Source organism: Photorhabdus caribbeanensis (assembly GCF_018448885.1).
GTDB classification, from domain to species: Bacteria; Pseudomonadota; Gammaproteobacteria; order Enterobacterales; family Enterobacteriaceae; genus Photorhabdus; species Photorhabdus caribbeanensis.
Genome location: NZ_RCWB01000036.1, coordinates 1 through 15924 on the forward strand (window position 1 = coordinate 1; position 15924 = coordinate 15924).

General features: G+C 46.0%; 10 protein-coding genes and 1 pseudogene. 1 reads left to right on the forward strand and 10 read right to left on the reverse strand.

Translation table 11 applies throughout. The features are described from left to right. Positions 1-122, forward strand: a pseudogene (locus EAE90_RS24755) (IS982 family transposase); the annotation flags it as partial. Here EAE90_RS24755 and EAE90_RS19210 read toward each other — a convergent pair. The 10 genes from EAE90_RS19210 to EAE90_RS19255 all read right to left on the reverse strand — a co-directional run bounded on the left by EAE90_RS19210 (position 109) and on the right by EAE90_RS19255 (position 15844). Further along, a complete protein-coding gene (locus EAE90_RS19210) occupies positions 109-2931 on the reverse strand; it encodes an RHS repeat domain-containing protein (RefSeq protein WP_246550973.1) in 2823 nt (940 codons plus the stop codon). The pseudogene EAE90_RS24755 and the gene EAE90_RS19210 sit on opposite strands and share 14 nt — an antisense overlap. A 133-nt stretch (positions 2932-3064) precedes the next feature. After that, positions 3065-7756 (reverse strand): insecticidal toxin complex protein TccB, encoded by a 4692-nt coding sequence (tccB, locus tag EAE90_RS19215; protein ID WP_214054838.1) that lies wholly within the window; start codon positions 7754-7756, stop codon positions 3065-3067. 96 nt (positions 7757-7852) lie between these two features. Further along, a complete protein-coding gene (tccA, locus tag EAE90_RS19220) occupies positions 7853-10753 on the reverse strand; it encodes an insecticidal toxin complex protein TccA (RefSeq protein ID WP_214054840.1) in 2901 nt (966 codons plus the stop codon). A gap of 428 nt (positions 10754-11181) precedes the next feature. Beyond that, positions 11182-11640, reverse strand: a complete 459-nt coding sequence (locus tag EAE90_RS19225) for a DUF6392 family protein (RefSeq protein WP_214054841.1) — start codon at positions 11638-11640, stop codon at positions 11182-11184. 109 nt (positions 11641-11749) lie between these two features. Then, entirely contained in the window at positions 11750-12214 is a 465-nt protein-coding gene (locus tag EAE90_RS19230) for a DUF6392 family protein (protein WP_214054842.1), read from the reverse strand. 109 nt (positions 12215-12323) lie between these two features. Next, entirely contained in the window at positions 12324-12791 is a 468-nt protein-coding gene (locus tag EAE90_RS19235; protein ID WP_214054843.1) for a DUF6392 family protein, read from the reverse strand. A 91-nt stretch (positions 12792-12882) separates the two neighbouring features. Then, positions 12883-13350 carry a DUF6392 family protein gene (locus tag EAE90_RS19240; RefSeq protein ID WP_214054844.1) on the reverse strand — a complete coding sequence of 156 codons (468 nt, stop codon included), beginning with the start codon at positions 13348-13350 and terminating at the stop codon, positions 12883-12885. 106 nt (positions 13351-13456) lie between these two features. After that, complete coding sequence (locus EAE90_RS19245) at positions 13457-13921, reverse strand: DUF6392 family protein (protein ID WP_214054845.1); 465 nt, start codon at positions 13919-13921, stop codon at positions 13457-13459. A 94-nt stretch (positions 13922-14015) separates the two neighbouring features. Beyond that, positions 14016-14273, reverse strand: coding sequence for a colicin E3-like toxin immunity protein (locus EAE90_RS19250; protein ID WP_036778200.1), 258 nt, complete (start codon positions 14271-14273; stop codon positions 14016-14018). 8 nt (positions 14274-14281) lie between these two features. Then, positions 14282-15844, reverse strand: coding sequence for an S-type pyocin domain-containing protein (locus tag EAE90_RS19255; RefSeq protein ID WP_214054846.1), 1563 nt, complete (start codon positions 15842-15844; stop codon positions 14282-14284). Positions 15845-15924 lie beyond the last annotated feature (80 nt).

A 15924-nucleotide genomic window follows, 5' to 3' on the forward strand; every position in this document is an offset into this window, starting at 1 on the left:
ACCGCAGTCAGCTCGGTTTTTTATTGGAAATCGTCGCTGGCCTAATTGCTTATACATTCCAACCTAAAAAACCGAGCTTGAATTTACGGGATTGTGATATCGCTATTTTTAAACGAAGCTGAGGTTACTTAAAAATCCACCACCCATTATTCTATTGATCGCCATTTCGGCCCCCAAACCAGCAGCATAACCCACCGCGTAATTGGCTAAATGTCCAGCAGGGTTACTGGCGACATCTAAACCAAAACCAACCCAGGAGCCATAATAGGTGCCGATACCGGCATGGATACCTGCCCGAGTACTCCCTTGTGTACCGGTGATCATCCCACCAGCCGCGCCACCCGCCGCAGCCCCGATTTCATGGGTAAGAGTGGCGGAAGTCCCCAACATGGTATCAATGGTGCCTACCGCACTCCCGGCCCCAATAGCGCCGCCTATCCCCCGGTCAGCATTATTTATCCATGATCCCACCGCTCCCGTTACCGCCCCGGCGACTGATGCAACACCAACACCTTGGGCCCGCGCACCATAAGCCGCGGCTGAACTCGCCCCGGCAGCAGCGCCCGCCGCCGACTGTACTAACGTCGATTTTCCCTGTACGAGTCGAGCAAGCAATGCTCCACCTTTTTCCAGCAGACTACCCACGTTATACCCCAACAACGCACCAATCCCTGCGCCTACGGCCGCAACCCCCAGAATAACGGGGATAGCCGCGCCAGCCGTACCGGCAATGATAGCCGCAAGACCACCAATCGCAATCCCGCCAGCAATGGCTCTGCCAATTTTTTGTCCCCGTCTCATTGACGCAGACATTCCCTCATCAGGTTTACGAAACAGAAATGAAGCAAACCAAAATGTATTCCGATTGCGGTTCGGAGACGGAGCTAATCCATCATGGTCAGTCAATGTGATGGGGTTATTCCTCACCATCCGGTACAAATTCAGCCCATCCACGGTTCCCGCCGGATCAACACTCAACCAGCGGCCCACCCAAGGTTGATAATAACGGTAGCCGTAATAATACAACCCGGTGGCATCCCGCTCTTTACCAGAGTAACGAACAAATTTATAGCTGGCTTCTGTCTGATTTTTCGCTGCCCATATCGCTGTGCCGCCATACGGATAATACTCTTCCTGACTGAGAATCTGCCCTTCGCCATCCAGCTCAAGCTGGCTGGAACCAAGCAGATTATCGTAACTGTAGCGTACCTGATTGTTGTCGATATCTGCTGGTTTGCCGCTCTCCCAGTGCAATACCCTTACCTGTGCGCGGCCCGCTTCACCTACCGTCATCACCTGCAAACTTTCGGTTGTTTTATCTGCAATTCCAGTTGTGCGTAGCTCTAATCCCGGTAAATAAGTCACCCGTTGTACTTGAGTACTGTTGCCGGTCTGCTGTTCACTCACTTTTAACAGCCGCATGCCATCACTGCTATAACGATACCATTCACTGTCACTGCTATTTTCGCGGCTCACCGGTGTCACTCGTTGCAATTCACCACGAATATTCCAATCCAGATTTTGCCCCGGTATTAACGTCTTCTGATGACCGCTGGCATCAAATAGCGCATCCACTTGAGTTGGATCTGTCGTTAATGTACTCAATACCGCCCGGTTACTGCGGCTTGAAACGGTTATATCTGTGGTGTAACTATTTTGAGTCGCGGGTGAACTGTGTCGGATTTGAACCAAATTACCGCCACGGTCATAAGTATAGGTACGAAGGTAATTGGTATAAGTGTTGTTGTCAGTAGGAACAGGTATAACAGGTGAGGGAAGTTGGTTGCTTTGCTGGCCGATATTAGCCATTTCACGCCCTGTTGCGCTAATAAGCTGATACAGAGAATCATAAACGTAGCGGTTCTCAGGCTCCACTTTCTGATTGCGCCAAAAGCGGGTGGCTTCGGCATCATTATGGATACTGACGACATTCCCCACCGGATCATACTCATAACGGAGATCCTGCAATACTTTCGCTCCTGATTGACTCTCTTCGGCGCGTCGGGTGGTAATACCCATCAGACGTTGAGTTTCCGGTTCATAACTGTACTCGGTAATCACGCCGTTACCGTGCTCTTCACGCAATTTATGGCCTGCGGCTGACCAGCTCAGGGACTTAACAATCACCTGTTCACGCTGGCCTTTCACCGTTAACCAACTGCCTTTTAACTGACCGGCAATGTCATAAGCCAGACGCTGGATATTGCCTTTCGCATCGGTTTGGGTCAGTAAAGCCCCGATGGCATTGGTTGTACTTTGTGTTGTATACACTTCACTCGCCAGCATTCGCTGCCAGACAGTTTCGTCGTCACCGCTCCAGTTAGCCTCCTGCCCTTCTGCCAGCAATTGGTGAGATTGAGATAACATGGCGCCCGCCAGTGACTGACTCATCAACCGGGTAACGCCCGCCGTGTCATAGTGGCGTATACACAAACCGGAAAGGTTATACTCTTTCTCCGCGGTGGTATTCTCCGCCCAGATAAAGCGCTCAGTCACTTGAGAAGTCTCTTGGTCGGAAACTTGCTCGCTCACAGATAACAGGCGACCGGGCAAGGTATTACCTTCATAGCGACGGGTCTGACGAACACCGGTCGCATTCATCGTCATTACCGGACGACCTTCAATATCATTCAATGCCACAGTACGACCAGCATCGACACTCTCTGTCCGCAAGGCATGACCGGCCAGATCATGCTGCCAGATAAAATTAGGCTTTACTGAGTTATCAGCCTGCTTTGCATCATACAAGCGTGGATCAATACTGTAGTTCAGGTGTCCACGGGCATCATACTGGTGACGGGTGACGCGGGTGTCAGTATCCCCCCCGATTACAACACGGTGAAAACCAATATCGCGAATGGACAGGCCGCGATTATCTAACACGCTGACTGTTGGGGTTTGAGTATAAAGAGTGGTCTCAGACGTACTCATATCATATTCCTTCTATTTTGTTTTACAGCTTCCCTTCCAATGAAATGGAGAAAGATCGCAAGATTGATTTTAGATATGACAAACCTTCTCCCACTCTGGCGAACAGAGTGGGAGGTATTAGTTAAATGTTAATTTAAGAGAGTGTTTTCTTGACCTGATTTGCGAAACTAGCGCCGCCATCGCAGGCGGTATAATGTACCTGCACCAGTACATCATCCATATTCGCCAACAGTGACGCCTGCATCTCATCCGCTTTCAATGTGTTGCCATCAATATGTTCATCCACTGAACGCGGGAAGGTAAGCGTCCATTTGGAGACCGCCCCCGTGCCCTCAAACGATAAATAGCGCTCATCTTCCAAACGCAGCTCAAAGCTACCGGCATCATTAATGCCAGAAGAGAGCGCCACTTGCTGGCTGGCCCGCAGGTTAGTGACAATATGCGTCGCATCCCCCTCTTTACCTGTCGGATCATTGAGACGTTTAACACCATTGATATCTGCTGCTAACAATGTACTACTGCTGGTCTGGGTGAGCGTTGCCTTCACATTTTGATACGGCCCGATCAACGTCGGCAATGTCACCGACACGGTTTTAATCTGACGCAAATAGTGTCCCGGATAGTCGTTGTCAAACAGCTTTTCGCTTAATGTAAAGTCAACTTTGCCCTCAGTTTTTAACTTACCAAAACCATCATCACCCAATAGACTTTTGAGCGACACTGTACGAATCACATTAAGACGGCGTTCGTGACGAGCCAAATACGCCGCTTCCATCTGATGCAAATTGAGTTGCAGTGTTTCTCCCACTTGCAGACCACGATAATGGTCATTCCAGGTACCGGTCTGGATAAAAGTGGTGGCGTAATCACCCAATTCATACTGCCAGCAAGCTTGGGCAGAGAGGCAGAGAGCAACCACGGCATCATACGCCTGATAGTACAACGCGGATAATTGACCGCTCAGCCACTGGTACAGAGTCGCTTGGGTGAAACGAGTAGTTAAGTAAGTCAGCATGGTCCGAATTTGTACCTGCTGCGCCTTTGCCTGTTGCAGGGAAGTCTGAGCCGCTTTCTCGCGCACCGCCAGCGCATCCAACTGTTTCTGTAATGCGTCGACCTCAGACTGTGCCTGTTGGTATTGAATTTGCCACTCTTCACGACGACGGCGGTAGTTCTCCGTGGTTGCCAGACGCTCGGCCACCACGCTGGTAGCTTGACCGGCAGCCATCAATCCGATGGCAATCGCTTCCGTTACCCCTTCATAGCGCGAGCCGCCATCAGCCAAACCAAAGATATTCGGGATCACTTTCAACGCGCCACTGGCAGTTTGTACGCCGGTGGAAGAAGAAATCAGGGATTGTGCTGACGTTTGAGTGTCCATCACCAATTGTTCCGCACTGGAGATGTTGTTCTGATACAAGATGTAATAGTGATCATGACGCTGTTGCGCCGTCGCCTGACTAGCCAACAGCGCAAGACGATCCACCGCCAATCCATCCAACGTCTGCTGTTGCAACGTGATGGCGTAGCTGGACATATCCAACAGTTGCTGTTGCGCCAGCTCTTCTTGACCGGCCCGTTCGCTACGTTCCAACAAGCTAAGCAAGTTCTGACCAAAACCGGTCAACGTACCCACGGCGCTGTAAGCCCGCGGCAACATTGCGCTGAAACGGTATGGCGGCACCGTCAACATGGCGCCGCTGACGCCATTCGTCAACGTGCCGGACTGAGCACGCTGAGCCAACAGTGCGACTGGATCAACAGGCGCAGCATACAGCGGCAACGAAAGCGGCTTGCCATCAACGGTCAGGTTATGACGCAAATTGTATAACCGTGCATCCAACGTATCCCAGTGGGACAACATCAGAACATTGAGCGGCTCGTTAAAGTAGCCATTATCTGCCAGTTTCAAGTGGCTAATGTTATTGCCCGGTAATGCGGGTAAGACAGTATTACTGTTAGCCAATTGGTGCTCAAAGTCACGTAACGCTGTTTTTTGCCCGGCAGCCAAGGTATCCAGGGTTTGCGGTATCCAGGTGCTGCTCAACGACACATCCGGCCGAGGCCCTAGCAACTCAGCGGCCAGATTGTAATAGACACGGGCCTGAGTCAAACCATCACGGGTCAATTGGCGGTACCACATATCACCCTGAGCAATCAGGTTGCTGACATAAGCGATAAACACTGCTTTCTGGTATATCACCGGATGAGCATAAGCTTGAGTATCCGGATCGATAGGATCTCCCAAGTGACGTGAAAGATCACTGTGTCCCTCAACCAACGGACGTACATTCCAGTAAGCCGGAGCATTGTGCGGTTTGTTTTTCATTGCCGGATCGAAGATGTAATGCAAACTCTTTTGCGCCGACGAAAATTGCTGTTCGCTGGCAAAGCGCGTAGCAACCAGAAACGGCAGGTGAAAGAACAATTCCCAGAAATAGAGACCGTTTGAACCGTTAAAGTCCATTGGCTCACTTTTGCCATCAGTGACCAGATCAGCCTCCAGAGAAGGATCTGCCTGCAAGGTGTAATCCAGCAAACTATCTAGCCCCAGATTAGCTTTCTCAATCAAGGTACGTACAAAGGTGGTGTTAAGACGAGTTTTCGCGGGTAATGATGAGGTCAAGAAGTCTAAATATTGCACCAGACCACGCTTGCTATCGTAACGGGAAATCAATCGAGGAATGGCATCTGGCGCCTTACTATCCTGCAACGCGACATAGACATTGAACCACTTACTAACCCAGGAATAAGCCCCTTTTCTCCCTGATGGGCGGTCATAATGATCCCACACGACATTCAAACAAACCTGTAGGTAGTTTTTATTTGGATCAGTGGAGAAATCCGCCTCAGACAAGGTATAAGTTGTAGAATAGGTCGCACCGCTGGTAAGCCTGAAAGTTTGATCACTGTAACGTTTAAACAAGTTGCGTCCATCCGCCGTCTCAGCATTGATTTCCTGATAGAACTTGCGGTTATCGGCGATCTTACTAAAGTTTTTGATAGTGGTTAGTGTTGGCCAATCTGGAGACGTAAATACAGCCTCAAGCTTATTAAGACCAATAGCAAAATTTATTTTATCAAACCAATCTAGCAACACGGTACCGTCTGGAATATACAGATTATAACCGGTAGGCGTATCCCCTTCCCAAGCGATATAACTGTTTTTCACAGTAACAGTATGGAGAGTATCAAGCAGGGGGGCAATAGCCCATCCCTCATTAACCCTTTGCTCTAACGCCCACGTTCCATTAGGAACAGCTCCACCACCATATCCAGCAGGATAATAGGTGATTATTGCATTATGAAAGGTGTAATAATTTCCATCATGGTAATCCAGATAAAAACCTTCATCCCCTGACCAAGAAAAACCATAACCAGATTTAGAATCGTTTTCTCTGTCATCACTCCCAAACGTATGGCGGTTAATAAAATCCCCATTAGTTGTGGTTTGGATATGGAGTGTCAGGCCATCTTGATCGATATACACATAGGCCCCGGAAGTACCCTGTTTCAAGTCATCAACTTTACCTACCCAACCGGTATTTTCAGGATCTTCTGTTGAACCTGCAATAACCTTAGTAATCACATACTTTTTATCATATACCGCAAATTGTAGACAGTTCTGATCATTTGTTTCATCACGGTAAGTACTGAACAAAAAGTTCTTACTTAACGGCTTGAGAGTATGGCGATTAAAGGCTGAATCACAGTACAAGTAGCCGTACACAGTAGGGCGATTCTGATATGGGTTTCCCGTAAAATTGCGTACAAACACCCCCAACATCAAGCGACCATACGGGTTACTGTCCGTTTCTTCCGTCGGGTCGATACTAAAATCGGTGGTAGCCAGCAGATTGACTTGACGCAATGTGGTGCTCGATTCATCAATCAACAGGCCGGTTCGCTGCGTTTCTGAACTTTCCCCTGCTTGCTGCGTCATCAGCGTGGTCGTATTCGGCGCTGTCCAAGTATCATCATAGCGTTTATAGCCAAACTTTATGCTGTAGGCGTGGGTCTTACCGATATCTTTGCCGTCGGCCCCCTTTTGCACTGCCGGGTCACGCTCAACCCAAGCCACATACAGCCGGTCGTTATAAAATACCGGGCGAACTGTATGTTCCAGCACCGTATCACTAGACAACGGCAAGGTAATTTCCTGCCAATCATTCCAGCAATTTGGCGTCACCGGATTCCCAGCCGGATCTTGACGGTTTTTACTCAAATCCATCTGGCGCCAATAGTAGCGATACGGTTTGGTGGTAGTACGGCCAATAAAATAGTAAATGGCCTGATCAAATTTATCCTGATTAATATAGCCACTGAGCACATACAGATTACTCACCGCCTCAAACTCATTGAGGTATCCCAGAACAGCATCCTGCACCCGGTCCGGATCGAGTCGGTTCTGATTTAACGTGGTCTCCAGCTCCGAGAAATAATGGCTTTTTTCCTGTCGGGTGATGGGGGAAATGTAATTTTCGGCGTAATTTCGGACCTCAGCCCCCGCAGCCCAAACCGCATATTGGTTATCACTGTTACGCCATTCGTTAGCGGTCGATGGCTCCATTGCCTGACGCCCCGGTTCAGAGCCGTTAACCAAACGAGTCATATATTGCTGTATGCTGGCAATGGCTTGAGCGACTCGACTGGTCTCAACTTCATCGGCCACTTCGGGGTCAATCAGCAAATATTCGTACAAGTCTTCCACCGTCACTGGTTGTTTGTTGACGCCTTTCAGCGTCGGCGCCACAAAATTCATATAGCCAGTCACCAACGCATCACGCTGGGATTCATTCAGTTGCTTTTCCATTGTCGATAACATAATTACACCTGCCTTACTTAAATGGCGGTTTAGAAACAGCCTCATTGGGCCATACGGAAAAATCAAATCCACTCAGGTAGTGAGCTTCTGCTATGCTCAGTTACTACCCTTGACATGGGATACGCCAGCCACCAGCGCCTGACCGGTGCTTTGCCAAAGGGGATAATCATTATCACGGCTCAGAGCGTAGCCTTGCTGTTGCTGTGTAACGCCAAGACCAGTCTGGCTTTGTGCCTGTTGCAGACGCAGCAGCGTATCCAGTTGCGGAGTGGTTTTGGCAATTCCACCTAATACCGCCCAAGCGGCTTGCAGTTCGTTAGCCTCCCAACCCAATAGCGTTGCCAACGTCTGTGCAGCATCAGCCTGACTCAACGATGCAGCAGCATTAGCTGTGCGTAAGTAGGTCAACACATCATCTTCCGTACCACCACCGGCTTTACCCACCTGGAGCAGTAGATCGCTGTAACGGCTTAAGGTATAGAGCATCCACAAATTGATATCGGTCACTGTTTCTGCGGAAGCGCCAAAATAGGCGGGATAGTCCAATAAGGTTTGCACCATCACTGGACTCAATGTGAATTGTTGGGTTAACAAGGAACGGCGTACCACTTCACGCAATAGGCGCAAATAGTCGGCAGGAATATCAGCCGCAGACTTAACAGTATCCTTCAATACCCAAGTCATACTCAGCCACTGATAGGTTGTTTTCCCACTCCAGCGTAACAACAACGCAGGCAGTGACTGACTCACATTCAAAGTTTGCGCCAACAGACTGACGGCCACACCTTGCTGAGTTTGCTGCGCTTGATTCAGCGTATTCGTCAGAGTAGTGATTGCCAGTTTCTTATCTTCATCAGATAAGCTTTGTGTATTGACCACCGTTGCTATAACACTTTGTATGCCAGCATCAGTCACCAGACCAACCTTATCGATAAGCGGACTATTACCTGCTGAGAGCAGAGCAAACCAGTCAATAGCGTGGCCGTTGGTATCGACTAATGGCGCCCCACTGCGGGACAACAATGTTGCATCCACCGATGTACTGCCCAGGTTCTGCCACACTTGACGGATAAAGTTCAATTGATCGTCAGTGCCCTGCCCGACAAAGGTAGAACCGCTACTCAACAGTAAAAGTAAGGTTTCAATGGGTAAATCGTGCTGTTGTTGCCATTGAGCGATCGCACTTAGCGCTTGCAGCAAACTCAAGATATCCGCCACCAGCGGGGAATCTTTTTGCGGTGCAGTGATTATCGGTTTTCCTGCCAATTGCTGCCAGACGATGCCTGTACCTGCATCTAATCGATCCGCCAAGGCACAGAAAGACTCTGGGTTCATCCCCAATGTGCGCGCCAGATTAGCCAGACGGTAGAAAGCTGATACCACAAACAGATTACAGTTGAGTGTACTTTGCGTGATATTCCCCTGTTGACGGGCAATATTATCCGCTAATAACAGGAATTGACGATAATTGAGACCCAGTGCCGTACTGATATGCTTAACACGCGCCCCATCTCCCCCGGTGGTCGATATATAGACAAAATCCCGATTATCTATCACAAACGGTGTATCAAAGGTGCCGACTGAGTTAAACACCTGATCTAAGAATGGTATTGCGGGTGTAATGGCAAACGGAGTCACCACGCGCAGCCAGCCAGCAAATTGTTTGGCGCTAACACCGTACTTCGCCTGATAATGTTTGAACACCCCCAACATACGTAACGTATTATCATTCATCAACAGCGCAGTATTTCCTGCTTCCGCATCCATAGCAGAAGTCACCAGCAGGTCAATATCCTCATAGGGCAGATTCAGCCATTTTTGCAGGCGCACGATGCGGTTAATACGGTCCAACTTGTCATCAGTCAGATTGTTAACCGTCAGAGCAAAATGCGCCTCCGCGCCACTGCGACTCAGGGTAATCGCCTCCGGCTTACCGGCATGAATAAAGCGAGCGCCGTAAGCAAATGGCGTCACTGTCATGTCACCAGAACTCACATTATCAGACTTAACCACTGTAGCCCCCCCAACCGTTGAGCACAACATCAGTTCTACCTGGGGTACAGTCAAACTTGTTCGATCAGTCAGTATGGTCATATCGCTGAAACTGTTCGCCGTAAGCGAACTGTCACCATAATTTAGCTGATAGAAATCCTGACCGACGGTTTCCACCATGATTTTCTGCTGCTCCGGCGAAAGCTGACTCGCCATGATTTGCAGGCGAGTCAAAGCACCGGCAGTCGCATCGCTCAGTTTTCCTTTTGCTGTTGCCCAGAAGTTTTGCGGTAGATCCAGCGTCTGTGGCAGAGTGATATCTTGCAACGTGGTACCCAATACTGACTGAGCTGTCTGAATTTGTTGATGACCATAATGATATGGCAAATTATTCGGGTAACGGGTGGTGGAGAGTTTGGCATTTACCGCTTCCAGATCAGCCAAACTTAGTTTCTTCTGAATGGCCTTGGACAGAATTTCATTGACCAATTGTAATTGCGGTATCACCTCATTGATCGTTTTATCATTAATTAACAAAGCGCCAATATCAGGTCGACGTTCCGCCAGCGTATTCATAATGGCACTAGCACCACTCTTTTCCTGTTCAAGGGCCAGTTGATAAATATGAGTCAGATAAGCTACCGGCGCATCGTTGGCTTCTGGTGATCCACTAGGTGCTTTATCTTTCCAGCCAGTGTTTGCATCAAGGAACTGATTGGCGTAATCGGGACCTGACACAGAAAACGGACTTTTAAAGCTAAACTGAACCGCTTCACTAAGAGAATTACGGCGAAAATGGTGTAACACCTGATGAGCATAGCCCACTGCCAGGTCATACATTTTTTCAGCACTGCGCCCGAGATCAGCACGATGCTCACGAATAAAACGCTCACGCGGCATACGTACCACATCAAACACTGAGGTATAACCAAGATCGGTCAATTTACCGGGCAGGTTGTGGATCTCTTCGGTGCGGGAAATCAGGGGACTGGCGAGTTGATTCATACGGACTCCTGAATTGAGGTTTATTATGAGAAACAGATTTTTTCGCGCAAAAAAATAACTACCATCGTTATGTGTAAGAAAGGCACCAGAACAAATACACGCCTTGAGAACATCAGGTCGTCACACCTTCTAAAGACGCCATACACAGTGATGATGTGTGATGAAAAATATAATAAATCACAAAACTTGCTTACATTAAAAAACAAAATACAGACAATAAAATAACTTTACCTTTATATAATTATTTAGAATAAACATTTACTTATATTTATGATTTATTTACAAAATAATCAATGCAATGGATATTCTTGGTCTATTTTTATTATTTTATTAACAATACAGTTTATTGAAAAGTAATGAGAAGTGAATTAAATCAAATTCCGCATATCCGAATAGCTAAAGCTCTAAATATAAAGTCTCTTTATTAATTACCAACGTACTTCTGAGGTAGGTAAAAAAGTCACTGAGTTAACCTGCTCACGTAAATCATAAGAGATCTGCATACTGATTTCGTCTGTAAAACGATATAAATCTTTCCAACCAAACTGCCTTTTCAAAATTTGCCTTGGCGGTATTGATTTAATCGGACTACCTAAGTTTTTTTTAATCCATTCCCTATCCATAGAGTGCTTCAATGGTGATGGCAATTCATTTGGGAATATAAATGAAGCTTTATCGTCCCTAAGCAACCTTAAAGTAATTTCGTTTAATGTTTTACTACTCCGTTCAAACGATAAAAAAACTCCCTCTTTTACCATATCAATACCAATATTAAGTACCCCAAGGGGACCGCTTGGCTTACTTCTATAAGGAATTAGCCCTTCATCGAAGATTTCCTGATAGGTTTTCCCCAAACTATTAATTAGGGCTTCAACGTTGATAGTCATTATTTATATCACCTCTACTCTTGATTTAGCCAATTCACCTACGACTTTATTTTTCAAACTACCCGAAAATGAATTGGCTTTCAGAAAGAGCCTCTCATCTACATATTGATTACCAACGAACTTCTGAAGTGGGTAAGAAAGTCAAAGATTCAACCTGTTCAGTAAGATCATAAGAAATCTGCATACTTGTAGGAATACGAAAATCAAGTAATGTATATAATTCTGTCCAACCAAACTGGCGCTTCATAACCATCTCGGGAGGATGAGATTTTTCAGGCTCACCAAAATGCTCATGAATCCATTTACGTGACATTTTAGGAATTAATGGTGATGGCAACTCACTAGGGAATAAATAAGCAGGTTTATTGTTAATTAAAGTTAATGTAATCTCCTTTAATTTTCTATCTTTTCTATAAAAAGACAAAAAAGCACCTTCTCTTACCATATCCAAGGATACCACTTCACAACCAGAGAAACCTGATGGCTTAGTTTTATAAGGAATTAGTCCCTCATTAAAAATTTCCTGATAAGTTTTACCTAAACGATTAATTAGAGCTTCAACGTTGATAGTCATTACTTATATAACCTCTGTTATTGGTTCAGCTAATTCATTGGAGATTTAACTTTTCAAACCATTCAAAAATGAATTAGTTTTTAAAAATAACCGCCCACCCTATTGTTGATTACCAACGTAATTCTGATGTGGATAAGAACGCAATTGACTCCACTTGTTCCAATAGATCGTAATCAATCTGCATACTGGTTGGTATCCGAAAATCCAGTAGCGTATACAGTTCCGTCCAACCAACATCTTTCTTGAGAAATTTTCTCGGCGGAAGAGCCTTTTCTGGCTTACCAAACTGCTCATGAACCCATCCCCTAGTCATTAAAGGCTTCAAGGGAGAAGGTAATTCATTAGGGAATTGGTATAAAGGTCTCTTCTGATCAAGCAGAAAAAGCTCTACAGCAAATAAAATCTTACCATCTCTTTTAAACGCTAAATGCATACCCTCTTTAGCCATACTTAAAGTAATATCTGGAGTTCCAGGGTATCCTGTTGGTTTCGTTTTATAAGGAATCAATCCTTCATCAAAAATCTCCTGATAAGTTTTCCCTAAGCTATTAATTAACGCTTCAACGTTGATAGTCATTATTCATACTCATGATCTATTATCTGGGATAAATTGTTTTTCAACCAACATATCGGTTGTCTGTCCTAAACTATTTATGATTGCAAGAACATCAATCATTATTTACCGACTGTTCAAATAACAGTGCATCTACACGAAGATCAGTTTGATAAAGGAAGCGAATTTCTGTATTTGGGTACTGATCATTTAGTTTACGAGTATAGGCATCAAATCCGCCTATTAAGCCAATTACCGGAATTCTCTCAGGTCCACCACTGTAATCGGGTTCTCCCATAAATGCTCTGACAATAGCTTTATTCATTTGGTGAAGAAATGGAGCAGGCATATCACCACTATATGTACCAGTATCATCAACAGTGTTGATTAATGTGAATTGAACAGAAATCAATACTTTTGATATAACATCGAAAACTAAAGTAAGACCCGTCTCTAGTTCAACACTAAATCTGGAATAACCTTCGAAAGCAAACTCAAACTTTTCCTCTGGAAGAAGTTTATTTTCAACTAACATATCTGCGGTCTTCCCCAAACTATTAATAATTTCAATAACATCTATCATTATTTACATGACCTTTATTCTTGGTTAAGCTAATTCATCTTCAATTTAACTTTTCAAGCTGTTGATTAATGAATTAGCTCTCAAAAGAACCTTCCCTCTCTGCTAACTACCAACGCACTTCACTTGTAGGTAGAAATGTAACTCGACTGACTCGATCTAGAACATCGTGCGATATTTGCATACTAATTTCCGACTTATCCTGATAGGAATAAAGATATGTCCAACCAAATTTATATGTCAATGCTTCAAATGGAGCTGCTGATTTAATTGGTTTACCTAAATTCTTATCTACCCATTGGCGGTTCATTTCCTTAATTAAGGGATATGGCATGTTGTTCGGAAAAACAAAACTGGGACGCTCAGGTATAAGTAAAGTTAAAGTCATCTCTATGAATGTCTTAGTTTCTCGATCAAATGATAAGAAAATCCCTTCTTTTACCATATCTAACGATATTGTTTTATCACCAGAAAAACCTTTTGGTTTAGTTTTATAAGGAATTAGCCCCTCATCGAAGATTTCCTGATAAGTTTTACCTAAACTATTAATTAGGGCTTCAACGTTGATAGTCATTTATACACAAAATCTGGCGTATGTGGAACAGAACCTATGTTAAACACGGATAATGGTTTGTTGCCCGCTATCCCACTATCCGCTGAATCTCTATTCACCACAAATCTCTATAATCAAAAGAGATTTGATAATCATAAGCTGATAAATCAATTTGATGACAGAAGTGAGGCTGTAAAACGCTCACCCATTTAGATTCCACATCAAAACCACCGTTATTTATATTATCTTCTGTTGATATTCCCAACCCACTAGCCATAACATCAGCATTATCTCCAAAATCCTTGGAATACTCACACCCTTCCCCTAATTCTGTTTGTTTATCAAACCACTCCAATCTTAATTTCAATCCCATTATATACCTCACAAATACTGTTTAATGTTTCGTCCTTTGACAGCGGGTTTTAACTCTTTCCCAGTCTTATAATCTACAGAGCAAAGGTGCTCACCGTCACTTACCCGGTAAACCTCCAATTCACCATGTTGAGAGTCCCATTCATAAATTCGGCGGCCTTTGCTATCGATCCATCTATCTCGTTTACCACCTCCGCTTTGTTTTGGAGTTTTTTTCTTAGCTGACCGTAACCCAGAAACCCCAGTAATTTCCTCTGTTTTTGGGGCAGGATGATAGTCGTGTCCATCTTGAGGCAATCCATTTCTAGGTTTACTCAGATACACATACACCGGCGGCATATTCGGAATGGGGAATACCAGAATATAATCGCGGAAATCCTTCTCTTCCGGCATCGGCAACGATTCAATATCGCTGCCCACTTTATCCGGGATCGGCAACACGGTTATTTGCGACGGAATAAACGGCTGTTCTTCATTCCCGGTATGAGCTGGAGCCTTGAATTCCTGTTCATTCGGCGTCCATAAAATCGTTGGCCGGGTCTCTCCCGGTTCCCAGAACTCGTAATTACCGGTGGTCCGATTCAGCGTCATCATGCGAACCGGCACTTTATCCAGACCACCTTCCGGGCTGACGTGATATCCCTGAACCGTCATCCTGCCGCTTTTTTCATCTCTGATCCAGCGAAAACGTACACGAGTTGGTGCTTTTCCATACTGTTCCGCTATCTGTCTCAGGCGAGACGGATCTAAGTAATCCTCCTCCCCCTGATTCAACGACGGTGAATAAAACAGCCCCATTAACCCAACTGTCACCGGATTCGGCGCTGCCAGCCAACGTCCTGCACTGATAGCGCCGCCGCCAATGTAACGCATTACCAGCGTTTCCCCTTCCGCTACCGCGCTGCGGGCAGTGGCGGCCACGGCGGTAGCAGCCGCTTCGGCTTTATCTTCACCACTACGAAACCACCGCTTATACCACGGTAATTTTTTATCCCGCGGCTTATCCGGTTCTGGCGGCTGTTTCTCACCTTGCGGAGGCGGTTCAGGCTTTTGTGCCGTGGCTGGCGCAGGAGATGACGGCACCTGATATATCGCCATTCTGCCAAAGTTATTTGCCGATTCAGGCTCAGTTCCAGCGTCAGTACACCCTTTACCCCGCTGGCAGGACTTCGTAAACACCGGTATCGGCGGTGGAGGCGCCTGTGTTGCAGGCGGGCTTCCCACATCCTTTACCGGAGAAGAGAAATGCTGTTGCGCCATATTTGTGGGAGCGACAACCCGGTCAGCAGCCTTATCTTGCTTCTCATAGCTGTCCATCTCCGAATTGATAAACCGAGCGCGACAGGGGCAAGTACTGACACTATCCAGCGTGCCAGCCAGCTTACGCCCCATGTCAAACACATCAGATACACCACCGACAATCGTGTAAGTACCGGGATGTTTGCCACAAGTAACTTTATCCCCTTCACGAGCAGTTGCTCGCCCATTAAATGTCATGGTGTGATCACCGGTAATAATCTGTCCACCACAGGTTGTTTTATCACCAACGAGCAGGAAATACCCTATTGCCATTTATTCACTTCTCCTATGATTTACGACATGAAGAGTGAATCTAACTGAAATCATCATCATGCTTTTGCCACTTATGGATT

Excerpts from the sequence above, each read along its gene's own strand:
- EAE90_RS19210 (WP_246550973.1), bottom strand. The coding sequence starts at position 2,931 with ATGAGTACGTCTGAGACCACTCTTTATACTCAAACCCCAACAGTCAGC.
- tccB (WP_214054838.1), bottom strand. The coding sequence starts at position 7,756 with ATGTTATCGACAATGGAAAAGCAACTGAATGAATCCCAGCGTGATGCG.
- tccA (WP_214054840.1), bottom strand. The coding sequence starts at position 10,753 with ATGAATCAACTCGCCAGTCCCCTGATTTCCCGCACCGAAGAGATCCAC.
- EAE90_RS19225 (WP_214054841.1), bottom strand. The coding sequence starts at position 11,640 with ATGACTATCAACGTTGAAGCCCTAATTAATAGTTTGGGGAAAACCTAT.
- EAE90_RS19230 (WP_214054842.1), bottom strand. The coding sequence starts at position 12,214 with ATGACTATCAACGTTGAAGCTCTAATTAATCGTTTAGGTAAAACTTAT.
- EAE90_RS19235 (WP_214054843.1), bottom strand. The coding sequence starts at position 12,791 with ATGACTATCAACGTTGAAGCGTTAATTAATAGCTTAGGGAAAACTTAT.
- EAE90_RS19240 (WP_214054844.1), bottom strand. The coding sequence starts at position 13,350 with ATGATAGATGTTATTGAAATTATTAATAGTTTGGGGAAGACCGCAGAT.
- EAE90_RS19245 (WP_214054845.1), bottom strand. The coding sequence starts at position 13,921 with ATGACTATCAACGTTGAAGCCCTAATTAATAGTTTAGGTAAAACTTAT.
- EAE90_RS19250 (WP_036778200.1), bottom strand. The coding sequence starts at position 14,273 with ATGGGATTGAAATTAAGATTGGAGTGGTTTGATAAACAAACAGAATTA.
- EAE90_RS19255 (WP_214054846.1), bottom strand. The coding sequence starts at position 15,844 with ATGGCAATAGGGTATTTCCTGCTCGTTGGTGATAAAACAACCTGTGGT.